This is a genomic window from Glaciecola sp. 33A (assembly GCF_002836745.1).
GTDB lineage: Bacteria > Pseudomonadota > Gammaproteobacteria > Enterobacterales > Alteromonadaceae > Glaciecola.
The window spans coordinates 26,789-53,431 of sequence record NZ_PJAR01000043.1; the positions used below are offsets into that span (position 1 = coordinate 26,789).

At 41.4% G+C, this 26,643-nt stretch carries 23 protein-coding genes and 1 pseudogene; 11 read left to right on the forward strand and 13 right to left on the reverse strand.

What is annotated here, in order from left to right; translation table 11 throughout:
* Positions 1 to 3: 3 nt before the first annotated feature.
* The 6 genes from CXF81_RS14470 to CXF81_RS14490 all read right to left on the reverse strand — a co-directional run bounded on the left by CXF81_RS14470 (position 4) and on the right by CXF81_RS14490 (position 4,714).
* Positions 4 to 699, reverse strand: a complete 696-nt coding sequence (locus CXF81_RS14470; protein WP_101182066.1) for a DUF484 family protein — start codon at positions 697 to 699, stop codon at positions 4 to 6.
* On the reverse strand, positions 696 to 1,526 hold the full coding sequence (gene dapF, locus CXF81_RS14475; protein ID WP_101182067.1) for a diaminopimelate epimerase: 831 nt from the start codon (positions 1,524 to 1,526) through the stop codon (positions 696 to 698). The genes CXF81_RS14470 and dapF overlap by 4 nt, the downstream gene beginning before the upstream one ends.
* A gap of 50 nt (positions 1,527 to 1,576) precedes the next feature.
* Positions 1,577 to 2,827: a diaminopimelate decarboxylase gene (gene lysA / locus CXF81_RS14480; protein WP_101182068.1), complete on the reverse strand. Its 1,251-nt coding sequence runs from the start codon at positions 2,825 to 2,827 to the stop codon at positions 1,577 to 1,579.
* 1 nt (position 2,828) lies between these two features.
* Entirely contained in the window at positions 2,829 to 3,002 is a 174-nt protein-coding gene (locus tag CXF81_RS19935) for a lipoprotein (RefSeq protein WP_232771945.1), read from the reverse strand.
* A gap of 74 nt (positions 3,003 to 3,076) precedes the next feature.
* Positions 3,077 to 4,177 carry an MJ1255/VC2487 family glycosyltransferase gene (locus CXF81_RS14485; protein WP_101182069.1) on the reverse strand — a complete coding sequence of 367 codons (1,101 nt, stop codon included), beginning with the start codon at positions 4,175 to 4,177 and terminating at the stop codon, positions 3,077 to 3,079.
* A 9-nt stretch (positions 4,178 to 4,186) separates the two neighbouring features.
* Positions 4,187 to 4,714: a phosphatase PAP2 family protein gene (locus CXF81_RS14490; protein WP_101182070.1), complete on the reverse strand. Its 528-nt coding sequence runs from the start codon at positions 4,712 to 4,714 to the stop codon at positions 4,187 to 4,189.
* 201 nt (positions 4,715 to 4,915) lie between these two features.
* Between CXF81_RS14490 and rraA the strand changes: the two genes are divergently transcribed.
* Positions 4,916 to 5,401 (forward strand): ribonuclease E activity regulator RraA, encoded by a 486-nt coding sequence (rraA, locus tag CXF81_RS14495; RefSeq protein ID WP_101182071.1) that lies wholly within the window; start codon positions 4,916 to 4,918, stop codon positions 5,399 to 5,401.
* A 60-nt stretch (positions 5,402 to 5,461) separates the two neighbouring features.
* Here rraA and CXF81_RS14500 read toward each other — a convergent pair whose 3' ends face one another.
* Complete coding sequence (locus CXF81_RS14500; protein WP_101182072.1) at positions 5,462 to 6,241, reverse strand: S1/P1 nuclease; 780 nt, start codon at positions 6,239 to 6,241, stop codon at positions 5,462 to 5,464.
* Positions 6,242 to 6,349: 108 nt separating this feature from the next.
* A complete protein-coding gene (gene mpl, locus CXF81_RS14505; protein ID WP_101182073.1) occupies positions 6,350 to 7,720 on the reverse strand; it encodes a UDP-N-acetylmuramate:L-alanyl-gamma-D-glutamyl-meso-diaminopimelate ligase in 1,371 nt (456 codons plus the stop codon).
* A 264-nt stretch (positions 7,721 to 7,984) separates the two neighbouring features.
* Here mpl and CXF81_RS14510 point away from each other — a divergent pair, with 264 nt between their 5' ends.
* From CXF81_RS14510 to CXF81_RS20375, 4 genes and pseudogenes are all read left to right on the forward strand, one after another.
* Complete coding sequence (locus tag CXF81_RS14510) at positions 7,985 to 8,953, forward strand: class 1 fructose-bisphosphatase (RefSeq protein WP_101182074.1); 969 nt, start codon at positions 7,985 to 7,987, stop codon at positions 8,951 to 8,953.
* A 117-nt stretch (positions 8,954 to 9,070) separates the two neighbouring features.
* Complete coding sequence (gene ppa / locus CXF81_RS14515) at positions 9,071 to 9,604, forward strand: inorganic diphosphatase (RefSeq protein WP_101182075.1); 534 nt, start codon at positions 9,071 to 9,073, stop codon at positions 9,602 to 9,604.
* Positions 9,605 to 9,805: 201 nt separating this feature from the next.
* Positions 9,806 to 10,231, forward strand: a complete 426-nt coding sequence (locus CXF81_RS14520) for a DUF3299 domain-containing protein (protein WP_101182335.1) — start codon at positions 9,806 to 9,808, stop codon at positions 10,229 to 10,231.
* A gap of 921 nt (positions 10,232 to 11,152) precedes the next feature.
* Positions 11,153 to 11,548, forward strand: a pseudogene (locus CXF81_RS20375) (response regulator).
* A 127-nt stretch (positions 11,549 to 11,675) separates the two neighbouring features.
* Here CXF81_RS20375 and CXF81_RS14535 read toward each other — a convergent pair.
* Together CXF81_RS14535 and uvrA are read right to left on the reverse strand one after the other, a co-directional pair.
* On the reverse strand, positions 11,676 to 12,074 hold the full coding sequence (locus CXF81_RS14535) for a thioesterase family protein (RefSeq protein ID WP_101182078.1): 399 nt from the start codon (positions 12,072 to 12,074) through the stop codon (positions 11,676 to 11,678).
* Positions 12,075 to 12,158: 84 nt separating this feature from the next.
* Positions 12,159 to 15,008 (reverse strand): excinuclease ABC subunit UvrA, encoded by a 2,850-nt coding sequence (gene uvrA / locus CXF81_RS14540; RefSeq protein ID WP_101182079.1) that lies wholly within the window; start codon positions 15,006 to 15,008, stop codon positions 12,159 to 12,161.
* 200 nt (positions 15,009 to 15,208) lie between these two features.
* Between uvrA and CXF81_RS14545 the strand changes: the two genes are divergently transcribed.
* From CXF81_RS14545 to CXF81_RS14565, 4 genes are all read left to right on the forward strand, one after another.
* Positions 15,209 to 16,564 (forward strand): MFS transporter, encoded by a 1,356-nt coding sequence (locus CXF81_RS14545; protein WP_101182080.1) that lies wholly within the window; start codon positions 15,209 to 15,211, stop codon positions 16,562 to 16,564.
* Positions 16,565 to 16,789: 225 nt separating this feature from the next.
* On the forward strand, positions 16,790 to 17,428 hold the full coding sequence (locus CXF81_RS14550; protein WP_101182081.1) for a single-stranded DNA-binding protein: 639 nt from the start codon (positions 16,790 to 16,792) through the stop codon (positions 17,426 to 17,428).
* 702 nt (positions 17,429 to 18,130) lie between these two features.
* The gene (locus CXF81_RS14560; protein ID WP_101182082.1) at positions 18,131 to 18,325 is read left to right on the forward strand and encodes a hypothetical protein; all 195 of its coding nucleotides are present in this window, start codon (positions 18,131 to 18,133) and stop codon (positions 18,323 to 18,325) included.
* Between the two features lie 55 nt (positions 18,326 to 18,380).
* Positions 18,381 to 18,926 carry a hypothetical protein gene (locus CXF81_RS14565; protein ID WP_101182083.1) on the forward strand — a complete coding sequence of 182 codons (546 nt, stop codon included), beginning with the start codon at positions 18,381 to 18,383 and terminating at the stop codon, positions 18,924 to 18,926.
* Positions 18,927 to 19,003: 77 nt separating this feature from the next.
* Here CXF81_RS14565 and CXF81_RS14570 read toward each other — a convergent pair whose 3' ends face one another.
* From CXF81_RS14570 to gcvA, 3 genes are all read right to left on the reverse strand, one after another.
* Positions 19,004 to 19,420 (reverse strand): thioesterase family protein, encoded by a 417-nt coding sequence (locus CXF81_RS14570; protein WP_101182084.1) that lies wholly within the window; start codon positions 19,418 to 19,420, stop codon positions 19,004 to 19,006.
* Between the two features lie 19 nt (positions 19,421 to 19,439).
* On the reverse strand, positions 19,440 to 20,357 hold the full coding sequence (locus CXF81_RS14575) for a 3-keto-5-aminohexanoate cleavage protein (RefSeq protein ID WP_101182085.1): 918 nt from the start codon (positions 20,355 to 20,357) through the stop codon (positions 19,440 to 19,442).
* A 304-nt stretch (positions 20,358 to 20,661) separates the two neighbouring features.
* Positions 20,662 to 21,603, reverse strand: a complete 942-nt coding sequence (gene gcvA / locus CXF81_RS14580) for a transcriptional regulator GcvA (protein ID WP_101182086.1) — start codon at positions 21,601 to 21,603, stop codon at positions 20,662 to 20,664.
* Positions 21,604 to 21,726: 123 nt separating this feature from the next.
* Here gcvA and CXF81_RS14585 point away from each other — a divergent pair, with 123 nt between their 5' ends.
* Both CXF81_RS14585 and CXF81_RS14590 read left to right on the forward strand, forming a co-directional pair.
* A complete protein-coding gene (locus tag CXF81_RS14585) occupies positions 21,727 to 23,730 on the forward strand; it encodes a tetratricopeptide repeat-containing sulfotransferase family protein (RefSeq protein WP_101182087.1) in 2,004 nt (667 codons plus the stop codon).
* 414 nt (positions 23,731 to 24,144) lie between these two features.
* A complete protein-coding gene (locus CXF81_RS14590; protein WP_101182088.1) occupies positions 24,145 to 26,580 on the forward strand; it encodes a TonB-dependent receptor in 2,436 nt (811 codons plus the stop codon).
* Positions 26,581 to 26,643 lie beyond the last annotated feature (63 nt).

The window sequence follows — 26,643 nt, forward strand, 5'->3', positions numbered from 1 at the left end:
TTACTAATAATGAAGTAAACTTGGCATTGAGACATTTAGGAACTCCTGAAGTTGTTTTATTAACAGCGTGTCCATGTCGGGTGTAAAGTGAATTGGGTCGGCGCTACCAATAGCTAAAATCCCTAAGTCGCGTCTATCACCAAGCAGCACAAGCGCGACCGATTCAGCAATTGAATCGCCGAACAAAAGTTGCTTTTCGTGCTGGCTCAAGCGACCGAAAAAGAAATCGCTGTGTTTAAAACGTTTTTCCATAAACAAACGTTGCTGGATTTCAGGCAATGCAAACAGACCCTTAAAAGGTTTAATCGCAGCCGCTGACATGTCGAGTTCATCTTGCAGGGTTTCTTCAATCGTATATTGCATTTCAGCGAACTCAGTGCAGCGCAATAAGCGAAGATTTAAGTCGGCATATACCCGATAAATCTCTTCATTTTGTTTAGCAATAGAGATCAGTTGGCTGAGTTTAAAGCTGAGTTGGCGGACTTTCTTGCGCAACTGACTTCCTTGCAACTCAACAAGCGAGACTGTGCCCTTTTGTTTGTGCGGCACCTGAACTCTCTCAGCAACATCCGGATTGTTAACAAAAAAGTCTTTGTTATTAAGAATGTACTCTCGTACTTCTGCTTCCGTGACCGTTTCTGAGGCAAAGTCATGCGCTAGCGCTTGCGCAGTATTTCCCTTAACACCTGATTTATTCATAGCGTTACTTGTCCATCATAAATGTGTTCTGCGGGGCCCGTCATTTTTAACAGACTGTCTCCCCCCTGCCATTTTATCGTTAGTTTACCACCAGCTAGCGTGACATTCACTTCTTTATCTAATTTGTCTTGCATAATACCTATTGCAACTGCCGCACAAGCACCGCTGCCACAAGCGAGCGTCTCTCCGCTACCGCGCTCAAATACACGTAGTTTTATTTCGCTGCGACTAATAATTTGCATAAATCCAACATTCACACCTTCAGGGAAACGCTCGTTATTACCAACTATCTTGCCGATCCCTTGCACCTCATAATTGTCCACATCGTCAACTTCGATAACACAATGCGGGTTGCCCATTGATACTGCACCGCAGAAAAAGGTGTGCTCATTGTCACGGATAATATAAATATTTTCTTGTTTATTTGCCTTAAATGGAATGAGCTCAGGGGTAAACACTGGGCGCCCCATATTGACTGTTACATTGCCATCTTTTTCAAGATATAAAACCAAACGGCCAGCTTTGGTACTAACAATGATTTTATTGCGATTAATTAAGCCTTTTTGTTTTACAAATTTAGCAAAACAACGCGCGCCATTGCCACACTGAGACACTTCTGACCCGTCCGCATTATAAATCCGATAATGGAAGTCTTGGTCCGGATCGTAAGGAGGTTCTACGATAAGCAATTGATCGAAGCCTATACCAAAATTGCGATCAGCAAGCTGCTGGATCTTCTCCTTCGAGAAAAACACATTTTGGGTAACGTTATCGACAACCACAAAGTCATTGCCTAGCCCGTGCATTTTAGAAAAATTTAACAGCATTTGTTTCTTATAATTATTATTATTATGAAGGTAAGACCTAGGGCCTTAGTTTACCTAATTTTTTGTTCGCCTTTCCACAGATCTTCTAGTTTCTCTCTCTCGCGAACCACGATTGTTTGAGTTTTATCGACCATGATTTCAGCGGGCCTACAACGACTATTATAATTGCTTGCCATCACAAAGCCGTAAGCACCAGCACTTCTTACTGCAAGGAAATCACCAGGCGCAATTGCCAAGTCACGGTCCTTACCCAAAAAATCACCTGTTTCGCAAACAGGACCAACAACATCATATTTTTGTGCGCCAATATCAAGTCGAGGTTGCACCGGAATAATGGCCTGCCACGCGCTATATAACGCGGGGCGCAACAAATCGTTCATGGCGGCGTCGACAATCGCAAAATTTTTCTCTTCACCTTGTTTGAGGTATTCCACCTCGGTAACTAAAATACCTGCATTAGCTGCGATGGCTCGACCCGGCTCTAAAATAAGCTTAAGGTGCTCACGACCTTGCATTTTTGCACTCATTGCCGCTGCATATTCATCGGGGTGAGGAGGCGTTTCATCGTTATAAGGAACGCCCAAACCGCCACCAACATCAAGATGGGAAATCATAATGTTATGTACGGCGAGTTCATCAATCAACACTAATAAACGTTCCAATGCGTCAACAAATGGCGTGATGTCGGTCAATTGAGAGCCAATATGACAGTCCATCCCTTTCACTTCTAGGTTGGGCATTGCAGCCGCACGCTTATAAACACGCAGGGCGTCATCGCGCGCAATTCCAAACTTATTGGCTTTTAAACCGGTGGAAATATAGGGGTGTGTTTTTGCGTCAACATCAGGATTAATACGAATTGAAATGGGCGCTTTAACACCAAGTTTTCCGGCCACATTATTAATGCGATCCAGCTCCGCATCAGATTCAACGTTAAAGCACATGATGTTTTGCTGAAGCGCAAAACGAATTTCATCAGAGGTTTTACCAACCCCGGAGAATACAACCTTGGTGGTGTCACCACCTGCTTCAATAACACGCGAAAGCTCACCTTTGCTGACAATATCAAAACCTGAACCCAATTTGGCCAGCACCGATAAGACACCTAAATTGGAGTTTGCTTTAACCGCGTAGCAAATAAGATGATCATGTTTAGAAACTGCGTTATTAAAGGCATGCCAATGACGTTCAATGGTCGCTCTTGAGTAAATATACAGGGGCGTGCCATGTGCTCTTGCTATATCGGCAACAGGAACGTCTTCGGCGAAAAGTTGCTTATCTTTATATGTAAAAAAATCCATTTTATTGACCCTCTTCAGTAGTCAATTTTTCAGGATTTTCGGCAGGTGCCTCAGGCGTTTCCTTATTACTGGGTGCTTGCTCAGGCAGAAACAGTGCACCGCGCTGTCCGCAGGCACTCAAAAATAAGGTCAGCACTGTGCAAAGCGCCAATTTTGACATTCGATTCATGGACATAAAATAACTTGCTTAATATGCGCTTAACATTGCACTGCAATCACCCAAAATGCAATCTCTTTCTAGGCCTTGAGCTAAATACTTATAGCGCCTACTTTACTGAGTTTTTTACTGACTTCGTCCGGAAATTCAACTTGTTGCCAGAGTTGTTGACATATTGTCTCGGTATCAGACCAGTTGCCTGCAACAATCCAGTCGATGAAGCAATCAGCGTTGCTAGGAAAGCTGATTTTAGTGGCACGATGGTTGTTCAACCATTCTTCAATGTCGTCTGTGTTTAAGTTAAATAGGGTGTCCGAAATACCCAGTTGCCGAAGCATAAATGCGTTTGAATACTGTTCAAATTGACCAGTTAACGGCTTCATCAGTATTGCTTTGCCTAAACTTAAGCACTCGGTAGCCAATTCAAAGCCGCCATTGGCAATCACTTTTGTACAAGCAGATAGTGCCTCGTGAAAACCACTTTTAGATGGCGGGAACCAATGAATATTTTGTTCAATAAACGGATATTGTACGTCAGGATGATAGCAATAAAAGCGATGTTCACTGAGCGGCTGCAATACTTGTTGAATCTGAAGGGGCTCTTCAAACGGCAGATAGACTAGGGTGAAGTCGGTAAGATTTTGTCTTTTAGGGGAGTTTGACGCTCTTTGGCACAATCCTGTCGGCACAAAGGGAGGAATAATGGCTTGATTGAAATGATACCAATGCACACCTAATGCATATTGGGTGGGCGCAAAGTGACGTGTAAGCCATTTGTCGATGATGCTTTGAGCCTCAGTTGGCACTGTATAAGTAAATGCCGCCTGATGGCTAATTGAGAGCGATGGGATATGTTGATTTTTGGCTGCCCATGCAGATATGGGTTCAAAATCATTCAGTACGAGGTCATAACTATTGAGATCTAATTTTCGGACGTCCCGCATAAATTCGACTAATTTTGCATTCTTGACGGTTTTAAAGCGATGCACAGCACCGCTTTCGGTAACAAATGATAAGCCACGCTTAGTTTGATACTGAGCAAATATATCCATCTCAAAATAGGCATCGGCATCACGCCCTGAAAAGAGGTAGTCAACGTCCACATCATTGCGTCGACTAAATGCGTCAGCCATCAGTCTCGCCCTAGAAATATGACCGTTTCCGGTTCCCTGTACACCATAAAGAATTTTCATAAATAGACCTTACACCAATATACGCATGCTGATGCTAGCGATGCCTGCACCTAAAATAGCCCCAATAACGACGTCAGAAGGAAAGTGTACACCCAGCAAGATACGTGACAGCCCAACTAAGCTGGCCCAGCTAAAAGCGATAAGGCTAAATGTGGGGTAAAAGCTACAGACAATAGTCGCCATTAAGAAAGCGGCAGCAGTGTGTCCAGACGGCAAACTAAATCTATCAGAAGGTATGATGTGAGCATCAAAATTAATGAGTCTAGCGCTCGGGCGTTTGCGTTTGAAATATCGTTTTAAAATTATGTACATAGGTAGTTCAAGCGCATACGCCATTAAAGTGGTGTAAAAGAAAAGGACGCCATGACTATTGTCTAACCAGAATAATAAGGATCCGAAAAAAATATAGAGATGACCATCACCGGTCTTAGAAACAACACGTATAGCGTTTATGACTCTGCCGTTACCTAAAGTTGAATATTGATTGAACCAATAAAAAAGGGCGGTATCTAACTGTGTAATTCGTTGGAGTGTCATGATTTTCTCAAGTGAGTCAAAGACAAGGTAAAAGATACGTGTAAAATATGAACAAATAGTGACAGAAAGAAGAAACCTATATGACAAATACTATTCAACTGTTTTTGGGCTTTCATCTGCTCTCAGAAGTGCTAATATGAGAATATCGTTTATAAAGCATGCCTGAGCAAACACCGTATAAACAACTGTTTAAGGAATATCATGGAATACAATACTTCTGACTTGTGTGACTTGTTCGCTGATAGTGTTGATGTGCTTGACCCTATTTTTACTAGTTTTGGTGGTCGTTATTCTTATGGTGGAGAAATCACCACCATTAAATGTTTTGAAGATAAAGGATTGGTTGACAGAGTCTTGGCTACAAGAGGTGAAGGCAAGGTGCTTTTGATTGATGGTGGTGGTTCTACAAGGCGCGCTTTAATTGATGCATATAATGCGCAGATGGCTGCAGAAAATGGTTGGGAAGGTATCGTTTGTTACGGCAGTGTGCGTGAAATTGATGTGCTCGAAGATTGCGAAATAGGTATCCATGCATTAACCGCCATTCCAGTGAACTCAGAAAGCAGAGAAGTGGGCGATCTGGATATTGCGGTTAATTTTGCGGGTGTTACGTTTTTACCAGAGGACCATCTTTACGCGGATGGCACTGGCATTATTCTTTCGCCCGAAGCCTTAGACATCGATTGAATTAGAAAGGGAGCCCGTTAATCAATACTTGCTCCCTTTTTATAAACCAGAATGCCGTGTCTATTGCGTAAATAAATCGTTCAAATATGCCGCAATACGCACGCCACCTTCCTGCAATCTCTCTGTTGCTGTTGGCAAGTGTTGGTATAAATAGTCCCAACTGAGGCTTTCTGTTTCAGGATAAATTAGATCGCGAATGGCCACACTTTCAGCAATGTAAACCAGTGGGTCGATTGTGTTCCACGCAGCCGCTTGCTCCGGTGTTATTTTTTCGCTTAACCAATTCGTCCATTCAGTATAGGATAGTTGGCGTCTATCGATTAATCCTGAATCCCAAACGCGATGCAAGTTTGATTGCTCCCAGAAGAACTCTAGTTTCAAATCATTACCGCCTCTGTCTGTGCCATTTCCGCTATGCAGTGGTTGATGTAAATCGCCAATAATATGCACAATGAATCGCAGAGCACGTTGGCGTTCTTCTAACGGCGCGGTCTTATCTTTAACAATTTTTGAGAATTTATCCAAAGCCGTAAAAGCATCACCTTGCTCAGGCGCGCCGACGTCATGATAATGTTTACCTTTTGGCACCGTGACATAATGATAGGCACCGGCTTCTTTTTGCCAAAATTCCTCAGGGTTAGAACGCATCTCGTCTGCATAGGTAGATGCTTGGGCAAGACTTTCGTTTGGCAGTAACTTTTCAATCGCCGCTTTTGCCTCAGCAGTTAAATATTGTTCAGCTATTGCACCTGTAATACGATGCCCCGTTTGTCCCCACGCATTTGCCTGCGGAATTGAGCTAACGGCGAGCAGGGCAAAAGCAATCAATAGTTTTTTCATGGTTCGTCTCTTGTCATGATTTAAAATAAGTTATTTATTCTTAGTTGGCTACGAATGACCATTATAAATTCGTCATAGCCCCCAACTTTTTACTCGTCTTTAGTAATGCTAATCATTGAATTTGGTGCTTAACGCCGTTAACAAGCTTTGATGAATGCCATTGAAACCACCGTTACTCATTACCAGAATTTGATCGCCTGGTTGTGCTTGTTCAACAACTGCTTTTACAATACTGTCTGTATCTTTATGTAAATGTACGGGAGCGATACTATTTACGACCAATTCTTGCATTGACCAATCGACACTGGCAGGTTCAAACAAAAATACCTCATTGGCTTGCTGCCAAGAATTAGCCAGTGTCTCTTTATGTACGCCCATTTTCATGGTGTTCGAACGAGGCTCAAGTATAGCAATGATTTTAGCATCTCCAACTTTATTTCTAAGCCCTGCCAATGTTGTTAGAATTGCTGTTGGATGATGGGCGAAGTCGTCGTAAACGGTAACTTCAGCTACTTTTCCTTTTACTTCCATTCGGCGTTTAACATTTTGGAAGCGAGTGAGTGCATCAATGGCATCATGTGTTTGCACACCAGCATGGTGAGCTGCTGCAATCGCCATAATTGCATTACTGACATTGTGGTCTCCAATGAGGCCCCAATTCACGGAACCGACTACATTGTTATTTTGCAACACAGTAAATTGACTGCCGTCTGGGCTTATTAGTTCAGTGCGCCAATCGCTTGCTTCGCTGTCACCTACTTTTTGCGTATCACTCCAGCAACCTTGATGTAAGACAGCCTCTAAATTGGTATCATTAAGAGGCGAAATGATGAGCCCATTGGAGGCAACACAACGCACTAAATGATGAAATTGCTTTTTAATGGCATCGAGGTTTTCAAAAATATCGGCATGATCAAATTCTAGATTGTTCATCACCAAGGTTCTGGGGCGATAGTGCACAAATTTAGAGCGTTTGTCGAAAAATGCAGAATCATATTCGTCTGCTTCAATGACAAAGAAGGGAGATCCACCGATACGCGCTGAAATACCGAAGTTCTCAGGCACACCACCAATTAAGAACCCCGGATTAAGTCCAACATCTTCAAGGATCCAAGCAATCATACTCGATGTGGTGGTTTTACCGTGCGTACCGGAAGCAGCAATGACCCAACGATCAGTTAGTAAGTTATCTAGTAACCATTGCGGGCCGCTGGTATAACGAAGGTTGCGGTCGAGTAAATATTCCACCGCAGGATTGCCTCGCGACATTGCGTTACCAATGATCACCATATCTGGAATGGGGTCGAACTGCTTGGTGTCAAAGCCGACAGTTAATTCAATACCTAGTTGTTCTAACTGAGTGCTCATTGGTGGATAAACATTGGTGTCTGACCCAGTTACTTTGTGTCCAAGTGAGTTCGCAATAGCGGCTATGCCACCCATAAAGCTACCGCAAATGCCTAAAATATGTACGTGCATGTTTTTATTAATTTAGTTTGTCGTTGTTTAACTAACTGTAGCAAAACATTGAGGATGAGGGTCTTCTTTTTATAGAAAATATAATATTCCTTTATTTATTCTCTGATTTGTCGCTTTTGCGCGCAATAACTAGGTCGCAATTTGAGTGCTTCCCAGTTACAATTATGCCCCAAGAATTATAATGACGAGCATTGTGCATAAATCGTTAGTGCAATATGCGGATCGTAACCGTTTTGATCTCATATCTAAGGAACACTTGGTAACATGAAACGCTTAAACTCTCAGCTACAAAAGGATGGAGCCCCGCTCGAACTTATCCTCTTAATACGTACTATTCTAGCCGCTTGTAAAGAAATTTCATTCCGGGTGAGCCAAGGTGCTCTAGCCGGTGTGCTGGGTTCGACCTTGTCAGAAAACGTACAAGGTGAAACGCAAAAAAAATTAGATGTCATTTCTAATCAGATTTTGAAAGATACGTTGCGAGAGTCAGGCTACGTCAAAGCGATTTCTTCAGAAGAAGAAGACACGGTTGTTCCATGTAATCCAGATGGGAATTATTTGGTGAGTTTTGACCCACTAGATGGATCATCAAATACTGAAATTAATAGCTTAATAGGCACAATATTTTCCATTACACATGCCCCGCAATGGATGAAGTCTGATGATCCGTCGGCATTTCTTCAGCCGGGTACGCAAATAGTTGCGGCTGGATACGTTTTGTATGGCCCCTCAACAATGTTAGCAATGACAACAGGGCGCGGTACTCATTTATATACATTAGATAAAACCCACGGCGGCTTTCTCCTTACCCAAGGCAATGTCCAAATTCCGGAGGACACCGAAGAGTTTGCGATAAACACATCGAATCAACGCCATTGGGAAGAGCCAATCCAGCAGTATGTGAAAGACTTGATTGCAGGTATCGAAGGGCCACGAAAAAAAGACTACAACATGCGTTGGGTAGCGGCGATGGTAGGTGATATTCACCGAGTACTATGCCGTGGTGGTATTTTTGCCTATCCTTTCGATAAACGTAACCCAAAAATGCCGGGTAAATTGCGCTTACTTTATGAAGCAAACCCAATGGCGTTTTTAATAGAACAAGCTGGTGGGTTAGCTGATACCGGCCAGGGTCGTATTATGGAAGTCATGCCAGAAGAGATTCATCAGCGTATACCTACGCTCTTAGGTTCAAAAAATGAAGTGCTAGCTTGTAAAAGTTATTACAAGTAAGTCGAACGCTAAAAAACCTCTATAGGGCCATGAGACCAAACTCTTAGTCGTTTTATGTAGATACTGTGCCGAGATTTTCTTATAATCTTGGTAATTATTTTATTATAGGAATTACCCATGAGCTTAAATGATGTGCCAGTAGGCAAAAACGCACCTGATGAATTCAATGTCATTATAGAAATCCCGGCATACTCTACTCCGGTTAAGTACGAAGTAGACAAAGATACCGGTGTACTTTTTGTTGACCGTTTTATGGCAACTTGCATGCAATATCCTGCAAACTACGGTTATGTAAACCTCACATTGTCTGACGACGGCGACCCAGTTGACGTACTTGTTATGTCTCCTCATCCCTTATTAGCGGGGTCAGTTATTAAATGCCGCCCAGTTGGTGTGTTAAAGATGACAGACGAGTCCGGCGAAGATGCGAAAGTGATCGCTGTGCCAGTGTCAAAGTTAACTAAAATCTATGAAGACGTGCAGAATATTGAAGACGTTCCCGGTTTATTGAAAAATCAAATTGAGCACTTTTTCGCACACTATAAAGATTTAGAGCCAAACAAATGGGTGAAGATTGAAGGTTGGGCTGGTCTTGATGCTGCGAAGGACGAAATTACGTCAAGTATTGCGCGTTATGAAAAGACCTTATAAGTATGGCTTGAGTATCGCTTTAAAACTGACGTTTTAAAAACCATTAGGCTCGCATTATGCGGGCTTTTTTTTACGTGATATTTACGCGCTAAAGTTTATACTATTCGACTGATTACAATACGTTAAAAGGGGAAGGTTTTGAAAGCTAAATTTAAATATGGGTCACTATTACTGGCCGGTTGCTTATTTACCGGCACTTTGATGGCGAATGCCGACAACCAACCCAAAGAGTTATATTGGGAAGACATGGTACCGAAAGACTATGTGATACCGCCAAGTGCAATCGATCATAATGGACAAATGACGCAAACAGAACCCGATGCACCGTTGCTCGAAGAACTCAATGGGCAACTTGTGAAAATACCCGGGTTTGTGGTTCCACTCGAAGGTGATGCTGACAATATTACCGAGTTTTTACTGGTTCCCTATTTTGGTGCGTGTATTCACGTGCCTCCTCCACCTTCAAATCAGATAGTTTATGTAAAATTTTCTGAAGGTGTGCCGATAACTAATCTATACGACGCCGTTTGGGTGACAGGTATACTCTCTACCGATGGCTGGAAAGGAGATATAGCAACCGTTGGTTATACGTTAAAGGGCCAGATTGTGACTGAGTTTGAAGGATAGACCTACCCATTTCTTTACATATCCAAAGGGCTTAACTATATTACGAGTTCGGTGGGGTCAAGTCAGTCGCGACCAGAGAACATTTGGTTTTTGTGGCGCTTTTCGACAAAGTTAAAAATACACATAACTTTGCGGTGATTAAAGCCACTATTTAGCCGATATTAACTTTCATCATTGCCTGTCAAGATTAATACATTGCAAGCAGCATTGAGTAAGTCAACTAAAGTCGACGTTCTTTTAAGGAAAACGGGTTTCAAGGTTGTCATTGTATTTTCAATTATCATGGCTTTGGTCATCGTCGTAACAGCGCCCAGTAATCGTCTTATTGCTTGGACTTTTCCAATATTTTAGCTTTTAATTTCAATAATCGGCTTATATAAACCAAGTTATAGTTCAGTTTGTGCAAAGGTTTGGGTAGTATTCTCAGTACCAATGGGGATTATTTTAGTCTTATTTAACGGTTTGACGCCAGCCACATTGATCTCAATTGCAACCATTATCCCCGTGATGCTGACGACAGGATCTTCGATGATAATCTCCGTATTCTTTATAGCGGCTTCGACTTTCTTAGTCCCATTCTCTGGTATTGATTATGAGCCAGCAATCTGGTTGAGGTTATCCGTGACAAGCTGGTAACTACTTAAATAATATTTTGAACGATATACTTGACTACTCAAAGCTAAATGCAGGAAAACTCGTTATAGAAATGTTCCATTAGCATCACCAGGTGATCGACGAAACCAAATTACTGTTCCAAACTTCGGCTCTCGATAAAGATATTCAATTAATTGTCGAGGTTGATGAATCTGTTGAGCGTGGTCTTCTAGGAGACGCCAACAGGATCATGCAAGTGCTTAATAACCTGGTAGCCAATTCTATTTTCGTTTGAGCTTAGAAAAAAACCAAGAGCCACCATTGAATATGTACGACGAAACTCGGATAGAATCATTGCAGTTCAAAAGGAGAGTGATAGTTGTAGAGGACAGTGAAATAAATCGCGTTGTTGTTAGCGAAATATTAACCTCTTATGGCGTAGATGTTGAATTAGCCAACGATGGAGTGCAAGCTATCGAAGCAATAAAGCAATCACACTTTGATATGATATTTATGGATTTATAAATGCCTAATATTGATGGTTTCGAAGCGACTAGAGTGATTCGCTTGAGCGATACTTGTACTCCAATTGTTGCGCTTTCTGCCTCGGTATTAAAAGAAGATGTTAAAAAAGCGCAGCAAGTCGGCATGAATTACCACATAGCCAAACCTATCGCTCGTCCAGAGTTGATTAAAGTTTTGCACAGATTCATTAAATCATAAAAACCCAATTTTACCGTTAGCCCAGTGTTGGGATAACGTTCAGATTGCCAATGTGTAGAAAGAACCCTCACCGGCGTAAAGTACTCGCTTCTTTCTTGTCCTTGGGATTAAAAATAGGATGTGGGCCTTACTCAAGTTCTATTTTATGTGCCTCAAGTTTAGCGCGAATATCATCAGGAATGCGAATTGCCTTTTTGCTAGCATAATCGTAACGAACCAGTGTAGTTGTTCCCTTTGCTTTCTTAACATTGGACTGCCATAACTCTTGGTAAACCACAAATGAGCTATTGCCAATGCGACTAATCCACGTTTTTACTTCCACTGGACCTGATAAATAGATTTGTTGTAAAAAATCAACATTGTAATTGGCCAAAATAAGGGGCCAATTATTGAGGTCAAGATCAGGTGTGAAATATTTGAATATCGGCAGTCGAGCAGTCTCAAACCAGCCAACCAACACGGTATTACTTACGTGCTGCAATGCATCTGTTTCGTAAAACCGAACATCGAATTCAATACTTAACACCTGTTTCTCCTTTTCTTTATTAGCCCGCGGCGCTTTATTAGCCCGCGGCGCGTTATTAGCCCGCGGCGCGTTATTAGCTCGCTGTTAACTTTTACCTTGCTTGCCAGCTAGCATTTTTGCTAGGTATTTACCTGTGTGCGATGCTTCTACTTTACAAATATCTTCAGGCGTTCCTTCTGCAACAATAAGACCACCACCTGAACCTCCTTCTGGGCCAAGATCAATAACCCAGTCCGCGGTTTTTACAACGTCGAGGTTATGCTCAATGACGACAACAGTATTACCGTGATCGCGCAGACGATGCAACACTTCGAGCAACTGCTTAATGTCATGAAAGTGCAAACCAGTTGTCGGTTCGTCTAAAATGTAGAGGGTTTGACCGGTATCACGCTTTGACAGTTCTTTAGCGAGTTTAACGCGTTGCGCTTCACCACCTGACAACGTTGTGGCTGACTGGCCTAAACCGATATATGAAAGGCCTACATCCATTAAGGTTTGCAGCTTGCGATTTATTGACGGGATCGCGTCAAAGAAATCACGTGCATCTTCTACGGTCATCGCTAATATTTCATGGATATTTTTGTTTTTGTAGCGAATTTCAAGTGTTTCACGATTGTATCGTTTACCCATACATACATCACAAGACACATAAACATCGGGTAAAAAGTGCATTTCCACTTTAATTAACCCATCGCCTTGGCAGGCTTCGCAACGTCCGCCTTTAACGTTAAAACTAAAACGCCCCGCTTTGTAACCGCGCGAACGTGATTCCTGCGTACCTGCAAATATTTCACGAATTGGAGTAAAAATACCGGCATAAGTTGCTGGATTTGAACGTGGCGTTCTGCCAATTGGACTTTGGTCAATGTCGACCACTTTATCCATGTGTTCCAAACCTGTTATGCTTTTATACGGCGCAGGTTCGTTGGTGGTAGCGCGATTCAATTCACGTTGTGCTATGCGATAAAAAGTATCATTGATCAAGGTTGATTTACCTGAACCTGATACACCTGTAACGCAAGTCATTAATCCTTGAGGGATTTTCAATGTCACGGATTGTAAATTGTTGCCAGTAGCGCCGATGAGTTTTACCCATTTACGGTCTTTCGTGCTATTTCGTTTCTCTGGTATTACGATGAACTCTTTTCCTGATAAATATTTACCAGTCAGTGACCGTTCACTATTCATGATATCTTCTAAGCTGCCTTGTGCAATAATTTCGCCACCATGCACACCGGCACCAGGACCAATATCCACGATATAATCAGCTTCTTTAATAGCATCTTCATCATGTTCAACAACAATGACTGTGTTACCTAAATCACGCAAATGACGCAGTGTTTCTAACAGCCTTGAGTTGTCTCGTTGATGCAAACCAATAGAGGGTTCGTCTAACACATACATTACACCTACCAGACCCGCACCGATTTGACTCGCAAGTCGGATACGTTGCGCTTCGCCGCCAGATAGTGTGTCAGCGCTGCGAGATAATGATAGGTAATTCAAACCGACATTCACCAAAAACGCCAAGCGGTCTTTTATTTCTTTGAGGATCTTATCCGCAATCTCTCCGCGCTGGCCTGTAAGCTCCAGATTTGAAAAGAAGCCTAAACACTCTGCAATCGACATTTGAGCAACTTCAGGTAGGTTAGTGCCCTGAATAAATACATTACGCGCTTCCAGTCGTAACCTTGCACCCGAACAGCTAGTGCAGTTTTGGTAGCTCATATACTTACCGAGCTCTTCACGCACCGTATTAGATTCAGTTTCGCGATAACGGCGTTCCATATTTGGAATGATGCCTTCAAATGGATGCTTTCGCTCCATGATATCGCCGCGTTCATTGATGTATTTAAACTTAATTGACGTGCCTTTACTGCCATATAAAACAATATCTTTGGCGTTATCATCTAGTTTTTCAAAAGGCGTATTTAGGTTAAATTCATAATGGTCTGCAACTGACTGCAGCATTTGGAAATAATAATAGCTACGTTTATCCCAACCACGGATAGCGCCGCCACTTAAACTAATTTCAGTGTTACCGACGATCCTGTGCGGGTCGAAAAATTGTTTTGTGCCCAGGCCATCGCAGGTTTGACAGGCACCAGCTGGATTATTAAATGAGAATATCCTAGGTTCTAGTTCTGTAATGCTGTAGCCGCAATGTGGGCATGCAAAGTTGGCCGATAAAATAATTTCTTCTTTATGTTTTTCATCATCATCCATGTACGCTACTTTAGCTGAACCCGCCGAAAGAGTGAGTGCAGTTTCAAATGATTCAGCTAAACGAAGTTGCAAATCATCACGTACTTTAAAGCGATCTACGACCACTTCAATAGTGTGCTTTTTGTGTAGGTCTAGTGTTGGCGGATCAGTTAAATCACAGACTTCACCATCAATTCGTGCACGAATAAAACCTTGCGCACACAAACTCTCGAGTGTTTTTACATGCTCGCCTTTACGGTCCTGCACAACCGGCGCTAGCAACATGAGTTTGGTGCCTTCGGGCATTTCTAACACGCGATCGACCATTTGACTTACTGTCTGTGCATTAAGAGCAACATCATGCTCAGGGCATTTGGGTTCGCCTACACGGGCAAATAGTAGGCGTAAGTAATCGTAAATTTCTGTAATAGTCCCCACTGTTGATCGAGGGTTGTGCGATGTCGATTTTTGTTCTATTGAAATAGCGGGCGACAAGCCCGCGATATGGTCAACATCGGGCTTTTCCATCATGGACAAAAACTGTCTTGCATATGCCGATAGCGACTCTACGTAGCGACGCTGACCTTCAGCATACAGAGTATCGAATGCAAGAGAAGATTTCCCTGAACCAGACAAACCCGTAATTACTACGAGCTTGTTTCTTGGGAGTTCAATATTGATGTTTTTCAGGTTATGGGTGCGAGCCCCGCGAACTTCTATTTTATCCATATTGCCTTACATATTACCTTAGATGAGATGGTGCCAGAACAATCAATAAGTATGACACAAATTTACGAGAAAATATGCGTTTGTTACGGATCTGGTACAGAAGGGATCATGCAGTTATGGGTAGATCAAATTCTTGTGTTAGAATTGTGCTCCTTCGTTACACAGATTGTCTCTAATCAACCAATGGAAATCATAACACGTTGAATCCACAAGAAACGCGCGCCGCCATCAGTTTAGCCCTAGTTTATGTTTTGCGTATGCTCGGCTTGTTTATGGTAATTCCTGTCCTAGCCATCGCCGCTGTTGACTATCCAGATTATTCGCCTCTGTTTGTCGGACTAGCAATTGGTGGTTACGGTTTGACACAAGCCATATTGCAAATACCGATGGGCGTATTATCTGACAAGTGGGGTCGTAAGCCAGTTATTTATATGGGACTTTGCTTCTTTGCATTGGGCAGCCTAGTAGCCGCTAATGCTGATTCCATGGCTATGTTAACGCTGGGTCGTATTTTACAAGGGGCTGGCGCAATAGCCGGTGCAATTATGGCATTAGCCGCAGATGTTACGCGGGAGTCAGAACGTGCAAAAGTAATGGCAATTATTGGTGTTTCTATTGGTTTTTCATTCTACGTTGCGCTTTTAACTGGTCCCATTATTGCTGGGCTGTATGGTATTCAAGGTATCTTCTGGATTACAGCAGTACTAACCGTTTGTTGTTTACCGTTGGTTAAATTTGGTGTGCCGACGCCAAAAGAAAATAGTCCATCGGGCGACGCATTACCGCAACTGAGTCAGCTAAAAAATCTCGCTAAAGAACCCAGTCTTTGGCGTTTGAACATAAGTGTTTTGACTGTCCACTTACTCATTACCTGCTTTTTTGTGCAAGTACCAGTGCTGCTCACTCAAGTGAATTTTGGTTTGGATGAACATTGGAAGATTTATACGCCAATTCTGGTTGTATCGGTATTAATCTTAGTCGTGCTAATGAAACTATGTAAACACCTACAAACGTCAACTTCTTTTATAATATCCTTGGCGTTAATGGCCATGGGTTTCGGGTTGTTTTTGCTACCCGAGTTAAATTGGGTGGTTATCATCATCGCGGGGACGTTGTTTTTTGCTGGCTTCAATTACATGGAAGCGCATATGCCAGTGATGGTTTCGAGTATCGCTCCGGCTGGGAAAAAAGGCAGTGCGATGGGTATTTATGCCAGTTTTCAATTTTTCGGTGCATTTTTGGGCGGTGTGATCTCCGGAGCATTGACTGGATGGCTCGGTCCTAAACTAGCGTTAGTGGCTTGTCTGTTATTCATTGTTATCGCGATGATTATAGTTTGGGGATTACAAAAAACGACTACGGTGAAAAGAGTCACGCTTACGATTGAAAATCGAGCTAGATTTCAACAAACCTCAAATAAAAGTCAACTAGAAAGTGATTTTGGAAAACTTGAAGGCGTGCAAGAGGTGTTAGTCGATGTTGAAAAACGCGCTGTGTATTTGAAAGTTGACATCAAAGGGTTCGATATAGAAAAAGCTAAAGCCTTGATTAGCTAAGAAAGATTTAAAGTAAGACATCAGCATGCCTGCACCAGTGAACTGTTTATCGCAGATCAGGTGAATTGGGTGTGCAAAACATCAAATACAATAGTATATTAGACATCAGAATTTAGTCGTCAACATCGTGATTAATTTATGCACAAAATGCGAATAGTGCATAGTATGAAATGCGAATTAAGCGGCATGAAAACAATTAAAAAAGCGTAAATAACAGGAGTTAGCATGGCCTCTAGAGGTGTGAATAAAGTAATCTTAGTTGGCAACTTAGGTAACGATCCAGAAGTTCGTTATATGCCTAATGGTAATGCCGTTGCCAATTTGAGTATCGCCACTAGTGAAAGTTGGAAAGATCAGCAAGGTCAACTTCAAGAAAAAACAGAATGGCACAAAGTAACTATGTACCGTCGTTTAGCTGAAATTGCAGGTGAATATCTTAAAAAAGGGTCACAAATTTATTTAGAAGGTAAATTGCAAACGCGGAAGTGGCAAGATCAGCAAGGTAATGATCGTTACACAACAGAAGTCATTGCAGACCAATTACAAATGCTAGGTGGTCGTAACGAAAGTGGCGGTGGTGGACAAAGTGGCGGCGGCCAAGGCGGTTATCAGCAAAGTCCTCAAGGTGGTCAGAATAACCAAGGTGGCTACCAACAAAGCGGAGGGCAGTCGAACCAAAGTGGAGGACAATCGAACCAAAGTGGAGGACAATCGAACCAAAGTGGAGGACAATCGAATCAGGGTGGTGGCGGCTATCAGCAACCTTCACAACAGGGGCCGAAGCAATCACCTCAACAATCACCGCAGAAAGCCCCGCCGATGGCAGAGCCAGACTTTGATTTTGACGATGATATTCCTTTCTAATCAGCACATAAAGCTATAAGCGTTAAGTTAAGTTTAAATTTTATTAGAATTAGTACTTATAAAACAATGCTATAGTTATTAATAAAGGCCTCTTATAAATGTTAAGTTTAAAGAGGCCTTTTTTATTTCACAATTTTAATTTTTATTAAGAAATCAGTCTAGGTTTTATACATAAAATTTTGTTTATTATAGACATCGGTGAAACTATTTTTTATTCACTCAAATGTTTGCGACAAAAGATACATTAAGTGAAAGCCAAAAATTGACTTTAGATGACACCATCGCCGAGTATCGCAGGGGCTTGCATGACATTAGTTGCATGATGCGCAATCTGAATGAATACATTGCTAGAGAAGCCAGCGGCTAACTTAAATAGGCCATTCATAATAATTTGCCTGTTTTTTGTACCACATTGACTAAAGACACCAAATAAAATCCATTAGGTCTACGCTAAAATGCATCCATAAAACTAAATATTTAGTTTCTAAAACGATTACAGAGACCCAATCAAAACCGTCCTAAGATACAATTGTTGACTATTTAGCCCTATGTTATTGTCGATTAGTAACAGGAGTTTACGTTGCAACTGGGTTTGACCTTAAGCGAACATGCAGTGCTTAAACAATGCTGGCTAATAAGCTGGTTGCATTAGCCAATTTCGGCTGAAAGGGCAAATTTACATTAATTTATAAGGATATAAAAATGAATATTAAGAAAGATTTACTAGGTAATTTGTCTAAGAATGAACTAATAGATTCGGCGTTATTGAATGCTGTTTCAGGTGGTGGTTGTGAACGGTGGTTAGAAACCTGCGGCTGCAAAAGTGGTCTTTGCGATTGGTGTGGCAAATGGGTGCCTAGGTCTATAATAATAAAGGCTCCGTTCGATGAACTTTAATTTGTCGTCGTTTTATTATGCCACTAACACTAATAAAGTGAGGTAGGGCTGCAAGATGTCATGTCTACAATTTGACAACAAAAGCTCATTAGGGGAAAAAGCGGTCTATCTTGATGACTTAGTTCAAAATAAAACCGGCATAATGCAGCCGTCTTTAGACGTTATTTTGGCATATAAAAATCAACATATAATTGATGGATTAATGTCTGCATTAGAAATAAGTCCAGAAACTGCATCGCAACTATTTGAAGACGGTCTTCTTTGGCTCTGGTATTGCAATAACCACGAATCAGAGGGTTATAGGGATATAGATGATCCTATCTTAATCGTGGATGAAGTTTGGCATACATTTATATTGTATACACCCTACTATACGAAGTTCTGTGCCACTTTTTTTGGCGAGTATTTGCATCATATGCCGACGTTATTAAAAACTAACGTTTCGCAGTCTGACAATAGTCAAGAAGATTACTTTACCCGCAAGAAAAAACAGTTGGTGATCATCTACGAGTTGCTCGGTCGAGACGTTTTTACGCGTTGGTATCACACATATCCAAACACCTTTAGTCGCGAGCAAATTTTGGCATTACGTAAAAGATAGATACAGCTAAAAAGCCAAAAATTAACGTTTGAGCAAGCAAAAGATACAGGCTTCATAATGTTAATTAGTTGCTTCTTTTATGCTTCTTTTATGCTTTTTTTTGCCCTAATTCTCATATCATCAGAAAGATTGATGGCCTTACGAGCATCGGTATCAAAAAGTACTGAGATACTGCAAAGTGTCGCTACTATTTTGTTACTTCCGCTTTCACGCATTTCATAAGAAACAGTAATCGACTTACCACCGACTCTTGTGAGCACTCCCGTGACATCAAGCAGTTGGCCGCTTCTTACTTCTAATAAATACTCAATGGTATGCTTTACGTCAGCCCATCCAATATTATTGTTTTGACTATCTGTACCCGACCATGCAAACACTCTATTTAGAAAGTGATAGCTGGCGTCATCGAACATCGCCATATAATGTCGGGTAGTCATGTGACCCATCGAGTCACAGAGCCAAGGGTGACAAACGCCTTTATAATCTGCAGTCATTAGCTGTTAATCTCCTTATTTACACTGCGCGAGCGAGTTCAACCAGTGTATTGTGCTTTTTAAGACCGAGGCTCTCCCTAGCTTGCGCAGGTGATTGAATGCTAGCACCCATCAATTCAACAATCTTTCTGGCGCGCTCAACCAGTTGTACGTTGGTCGCCAAAACACCTTTTTCAAGATAAATATTGTCTTCTAATCCGACCCTAATATTGCCTCCTAACAGCGCGGCTTGCGCAGCCATCGGCATTTCATTTGAGCCCAAGCCAAATGCGGCCCAGTTTGCACCTGTAGGCAGATTATCAACCATGGCTTTCATATTCGTGGTATTGCCTTCTGCTCCCCATTTTACGCCCATGCAAAGCTGGAAAAGTGGAGGTGCGTCAAGTATGTCTTCAGCTATCATCTGTTTGGCAAACCAAATATGCCCTAGGTCGAATACTTCAAGTTCTGGTTTTACACCCAGCTTTTGCAATCGCTCAGCACCTGTACGAAGCATATCGGTCGTTGAAACATATACATAATTATTCACATCATAATTAAATGAGCCGCAGTCAAGCGAACATATTTCAGGCAACAGTAATTCTACATGTTCTTGACGTTTTACTTGTCCAACCAAATCAGTATGTTGACCAAGCTCTGTCGGATTGCTGTCAGGCCCCAAAAACAAGTCACCTCCCATTCCAGTTGTGAGGTTAATGATAACGTCTGTAGACTCTTGTCTTATTCTGTCCACTACTTCTTTGTAAAGACGAATGTCGCGAGAGGCCGCACCGGTTTTCGGATCCCTCACATGAATGTGAGCAATGGCTGCGCCAGCTTTGGCTACAGCAATTGCCTCATCAGCTAGCTGTTTGGGAGTAATGGGTAGATGAGGCGTTTTGTTTTCAGTCGGGCCTGAGCCAGAAATTGCAGCAGAAATAATTATATTGCGATTCATTTAACGTTAAGCCAAGTTGGATAAATTCGTTAGAAATTTGGACAATAATGAATATATCAACAACTCTAGCGTTTTCCTCTAATTAAAATTTAGTTAGTAGTCTAACTAAATTTTGACCTTATTTCAATTTTTAGGCACTGACTGAGGTCAAATGTACAGGCGAAACAGATGGTTTTTGTAGATGGGATTTGCGCTTAAGCTATACTGACTGTATTCGAATCAAGGCTCACAAAGGCCTTAATTCGGTTAGTAGTGGTGTACATGCAGACAATTAATAAGCGCACATTACCCACGACAATAGGTATTAAGAAGTTTGTTCGCTGGTTGTTCTCTCCCGTGAAATACTAAGCTCAGGGTCGGCCTTTACTTGTTCAATTAACCAAGTTTCGAATAGTTGAATTTTTTTCTGTTCAAATTTTTCCTGACGATAAACAAAATACCAATCACTATGATGTTTAACACGCATGTCAGGAAAGGGTTCAATCAACAGCCCTGCGGACAGCTCTTTGTTGACATAGGGTTGCATACCAAGTGCTACTCCCATGCCCTGTAAAGCAGTAGAAATTGAATGATCGTAGCTATCAAATTGCAGTCCTGATTCTGGGTCCACACTAGTACAGCCGACCTCATCCAGCCAAATGTACCAATCTCTATGCGAAGGATAAACCTGCAGTATAGTAAAATCGTTTAGCTGCTCAGGACGTGACAGTTGCTCTTTTCCAGCAAGTATATTAGGACTACACACTGGAAATACATCGCTAGAAAACAAGTATGAGTAATGCAAACCATTAGCAGCACGATTGCCAATCTTGACACAGGCATCAACATCGCTTTCATTAAAATCAACATCGAATTGTGAGGTATGTAATCTGACGCTGATATCGGGATATTTGCTTTGAAAGTCGGGCAGTCTTGGTATTATCCAGCGAATAGCTAATGTTGAATATAATTGAATCGTTAACACATCTGATTGTGTTGGCTTTAAAATTAAGTTGGTTCCTTCCGCAATTTTATCAAAGGCATCGCGAAGGATAGGGTAATACTGTTTACCAATTTTGGTGAGTTCCACGGAGCGTGTTTTGCGAATGAATAATTCAACATTAAGTACATGTTCTAGTTGCTTTATTTGATGACTAATTGCCGAGACTGATACAAAAAGTTCATCCGCAGCATTTCTAAAAGAACAATGTCTAGCTGCAGCTTCAAAACTTTTTAAAGAATTTAAAGGTGGGATCTTTTTGCGCAATTGAATACCCTTTTAATCTTCTAAGTTCAATTATGGTTGAATTAATTTCTACCATGAGCGAGTAAAATTAGTTTGTCAGAGCCAATTAGGCATGTCAATATAATGTTAAAAAAGAGGCAGCTGATGACTCAAACCGAAGACCACAATAGCCATAGCACCCGTGATATTCGTGTTGCGGTGCAACATGCGCAGGAAATGTTACAACACAACGCTTTTTCGGCTGCAGAACAACAAGGTAGAGAAATTCTAAAATCTTTTCCTAATGAACCTAACGCACTTTTTATCCTTGGCGTCGCGCTCAAAGGTTTAGGGCGCTTCAGTGAAGCTAAAGAAATCTTACACGTATTGGTTAAGCAAACCCCGGATTTTGCGCTAGCTCACCAAGAACTTGGCATCACACTGCACGCTTTAAAACAAACAAAACCAGCGATCGCAGCATTAAACTGTGCAGTTAAAGTTGACGTCAAGTTAACTCATAGTTGGCGACTTTTATCTGAATTACTGCTGCTGATAGGTGAAAGCAAAGCCTCTGAGAAAGCTTATAATAGTTACTTACGTTTCTCAGCCAAGCACCCGCTTTTAGGCGAAGCTCTACAAGCTTTTATCGACGGTAAATTCGCATTAAGCGAGCGTCATTGTCGTGATTATCTGAAGCAATCTCCGGATGATGTTAGTGGGTTGAGGTTATTGGCTGAAATAGCAATTAAGTTGGGCGTATTTGAGGATGCTGAACAGCTGCTTGTTCATTGTCTAAGTTTAGCACCAGACTATCACCTTGCTCGTTTAAATTACGCGCATGTTTTGAATAAACAAGAAAAAAGCCAACAAGCACTGTTAGAAATAGAGACCTTAGAAAAGCACCAGCCCAACGTGCCGCCTCAACAAATACTCAAAGCGGCTATTTTGGTCAGGTTAGGGCAATTCGAAGAGGCAATCGTGCTGTATGATTCATTAATTAAGGCGTTGCCTGAACAAGCAAATCTTTACACTAGCAGAGGACACGCGCTCAAAACTATTGGAGAACAAGATGCGGCTATCGCTTCGTATAGGCATGCGATCGCATGTGAGCCGAGTTACGGGGAAGCTTATTGGAGTTTGGCCAATCTAAAGACCTTTGGTTTTGAACAGTCTGAAATACAACAGATGAAAAAACAGATGGAGACAAAAAATCTCCCTTCATTGGATCGAATCAATATATGCTTTGCATTAGGGAAAGCGCTCGAGGACAGCAAGGAGTTTGAACAATCATTTCATTATTATAAATTAGGTAATCAATTCAAACAGAGCATTGAACGTTACGATGCCGACGAAACCACCGAACTCATTGAACGAACCATTACAACGTGTCAATTACCTATTTTTGAAAATAATTTTGAGCACGGTTGCAGTAAAGCTGATCCCATATTTATAGTTGGACTTCCGCGCTCTGGTTCTACGTTACTAGAGCAAATATTAGCAAGTCATTCAATGGTGGATGGCACCAAGGAGCTGCCAGATATCATTGCGATAGTTCGAAAATTAAGTGACCGTAAAAAACGTAATGAGATCTCAAAATATCCAGAGATTATTGCTAAGCTTTCTGCACAGCAGCGTCTTGCTTTGGGTAACGAATATATAAGCAAAACTCAGATACACCGAGGTGATGCTCCTTTTTTCATTGATAAAATGCCCAATAATTTTGCTCATATTGGATTGATTAAACTTATATTACCTAACGCAAAAATCATCGATGCACGTCGCCAGCCAATGTCTGCGTGTTTTAGTGGCTTTAAACAACTGTTTTCTACCGGCCAGGCCTTTAGTTATGACTTAGAAAATATTGCCCGCTATTATAAAGATTATCTGCACTTAATGGAGCATTGGCACAAAGTGCTTCCTAACCAAGTGCTCACTGTATCTTATGAAGATGTCGTTAATGACTTTGAAAATCAGGTTAAACAAGTGCTAGATTTTTGTGGCTTACCTTTTGAACAGAACTGCCTAGAATTTTATAATAACTCTCGTGCGGTCAATACGGCTAGTTCTGAACAGGTTAGACAACCTATCAATACAAAAGGGCTCGATGCATGGAAGCCATTTGAAGAGTTCCTTTCGCCACTACAGAGCAAATTATCATCAATATTGTGATAAGTCGTAAGCTAAATTTTTCTCTTTAGGCAAATAAGAGGCAGGTTAAAAGAATCGGATAAGTACGTTTCCTGCTTAAGTGTGATTCAAAAAAATGCATTAGTGAATTTATAAAATACTATAATTATAAATCTAATAAATTAAATTTATCGTTATAATTCATGTATTTAAGTTTATTTTAAGCTAATTATTTATATTCGATATTATGTCTAAATAATTTATATGGTTTAGTTTTATTCAACTATAGGAGAGATATGATCGTTTGTTTTCAGAAGCCCCATATTGCTATCATTAAATTATTGTTAATAATCTGTTAAGTGCATGTTAACTATTCAAAATGTTATTGCGAGTCCAAGTTCTATTTTATTGGGCTTTATGACTTGTTCGATACACATATTATAAAAGGTAACCACAATGATTGATAAGCATCTAAAACATAAAACGAGATCTACTCGATTAAACCCGATAATTGCGGCAATACGCGATTCTATTAACGACAAAAACGTTCAAAGTATTGCTCTGTCGGCGTTAATGGTTACCGGCATGGCCGTGATGCCGAGCGCCAATGCACAAGAAGTTGATGCAGTTCAAGCCGAAACTGACGGCAAAGCGTCATCTCAGGGCATGGAGACAATAATAGTTACATCACGTAAACGTGTTGAAAATCTTCAAGATACTCCCTTAAGTATCACTGCATTGGGCTCCACTAAGTTAGATGAATTAGGGATCGAAAACTTCGATGATTACGCATTGATGTTACCGAGCCTCTCTTATCAATCATCCGGGCCTGGTTTGTCACAAGTTTACATGCGTGGAGCATCAGATGGTGGCAGTGGAAATGCATCAGGCTCTCAACCGGGGGTTGCTATTTATTTAGATGAACAACCGGTAACCGCTATTGGGCGAAATCTTGATTTACATATTTATGATATAGAACGAGTAGAGGCACTTGCCGGACCCCAGAGTACATTATTTGGGGCCAGCGCACAGTCGGGCACGATCAGGATCATTACCAACAAACCACAAACCGATTTTTTTGAAGGTGGTTTTGATGTTAGTTATGGTACTACCAAGAGTGGCGATGCTAGCCACTCATTAGAAGGATTTGTTAATCTTCCGGTAAGTGACAATGCTGCGATCCGCTTAGTTGCTTGGACCAAAAAAGATGGCGGTTATATTGATAATATAGCGGGCACACGGACATACGGACTGTTTACTGATGGTGGAAACTTTTCAACAGTCGAAGAAGATAATGATGATTTAGTAAAAGAAAACTTCAATGAATTGACTAACAGTGGCGCTAGAGTCGCCTTAAAAGTAAATCTTAACGATGACTGGACAGCAACAGCAAGTTACCTGACTCAAAAGCAGGAAACGGAAGGTGTGTGGTTCCAAGACTCAGAAAATCCCAGTGGTGAAGTTAATGACTTAGAGATTCAGCGCTTTTTCCCGGATGCAATGGACGATGAATTTAATCAAGCAGCACTGACAATAGAGGGTGATTTGGGTTCTTCGAGTCTAGTTTATGCCGGCTCATTTATGGATAGGGACGTGCAGTACTTTAATGATTATTCTGATTATGCCGATTATTTTTCTGCCAGTTGGATCCAATATTATGGCTGTGAATATTATGGTACTGCAGATGTAGATTGTTCGAGTATGGCTATTTTTTATAATGATGATAATAAATATAAACGCAATACTCATGAACTGCGTTTGCAATCAACAGACAATGACTCACTGCAGTACATTGTTGGTTTATATTATGAAGATGCCAGTCATGATTACCGCCAAGAATGGGAAATGAATGGAATGGCCCAAGGAGTTGACTTTAGACAGTTTGGTGAACCGAACCTGTGGTATTTAACGGATCAAAAACGGGAAGATAAACAGTCGGCAGTGTTTGGTGAAGTGAGCTATTCATTTACCGATCAACTCACCACAACATTCGGTGCTCGGTGGTTTAAAAATGAAAGTACATTATTAGGCGTGTCTGGTTACGGACTGATTGCTCCGGGCTCTCCTATTATTAACGTTGATAGCAAAGATGATGACAGTGATAGTATTTTTAAATTCAATCTAAGCTATAAACTTGATGATAAAAAAATGGTCTATCTTACGTGGTCAGAAGGTTATCGCCCCGGTGGCATAAACCGAGACGAAACGGCTTTGGTGCCGCGTATCTACAAACCTGATATTGTGACAAATACAGAGCTCGGTTGGAAAACCATGTGGTTAGAGAATAATCTTCGTTGGAATGGCGCTGTTTACCATATGCAATGGGATGATATGCAGTTTACCCGCTATGATTCATCGTATGGTTCTCCTGTTGGTTTAACAATCAACGCCAGTGAATCAACAATTGTCGGTATTGAATCTGATCTCACCTACCTACTAACACCAGACTGGACTGTATCTGGCGCATTCAATTTTAATCAAGCGGAGTTATCTGCTGATTTATTAGTCGGCAGTAATTTATCACCTGACGGTACTGAACTTCCCAATGTGCCTGACTTTAAAGGGAACCTGACCAGTCGTTATAACTTTGTTATTGGTGATTATAGAAGCTTTGCGCAAGTCGTTTATTCTTATGTCGGCGAGACATACAGTGATATTTACAAGTATAAAACCAGTGATTTAAACCTAGACCGACGTGATATTAATAGCAGCTATAGTATTGTTAATTTATCCGCGGGAATAAATATGGGCAACTGGGGAGTCAACTTGTATGTCGATAATTTGACCGATGAACGCGCTGAGTTGTCGCGAGGCAGCGCAAGTTGGGACAGCACTGTAACCGTTAATCGCCCTAGAAATATCGGGATCAGGTATCACATGTTATTTGAATAAATATCTTCTCGCGTGTCTTCGCTGGTTTACTAAATCCAGCGTTGCACGCACCTTTTTCCTTCT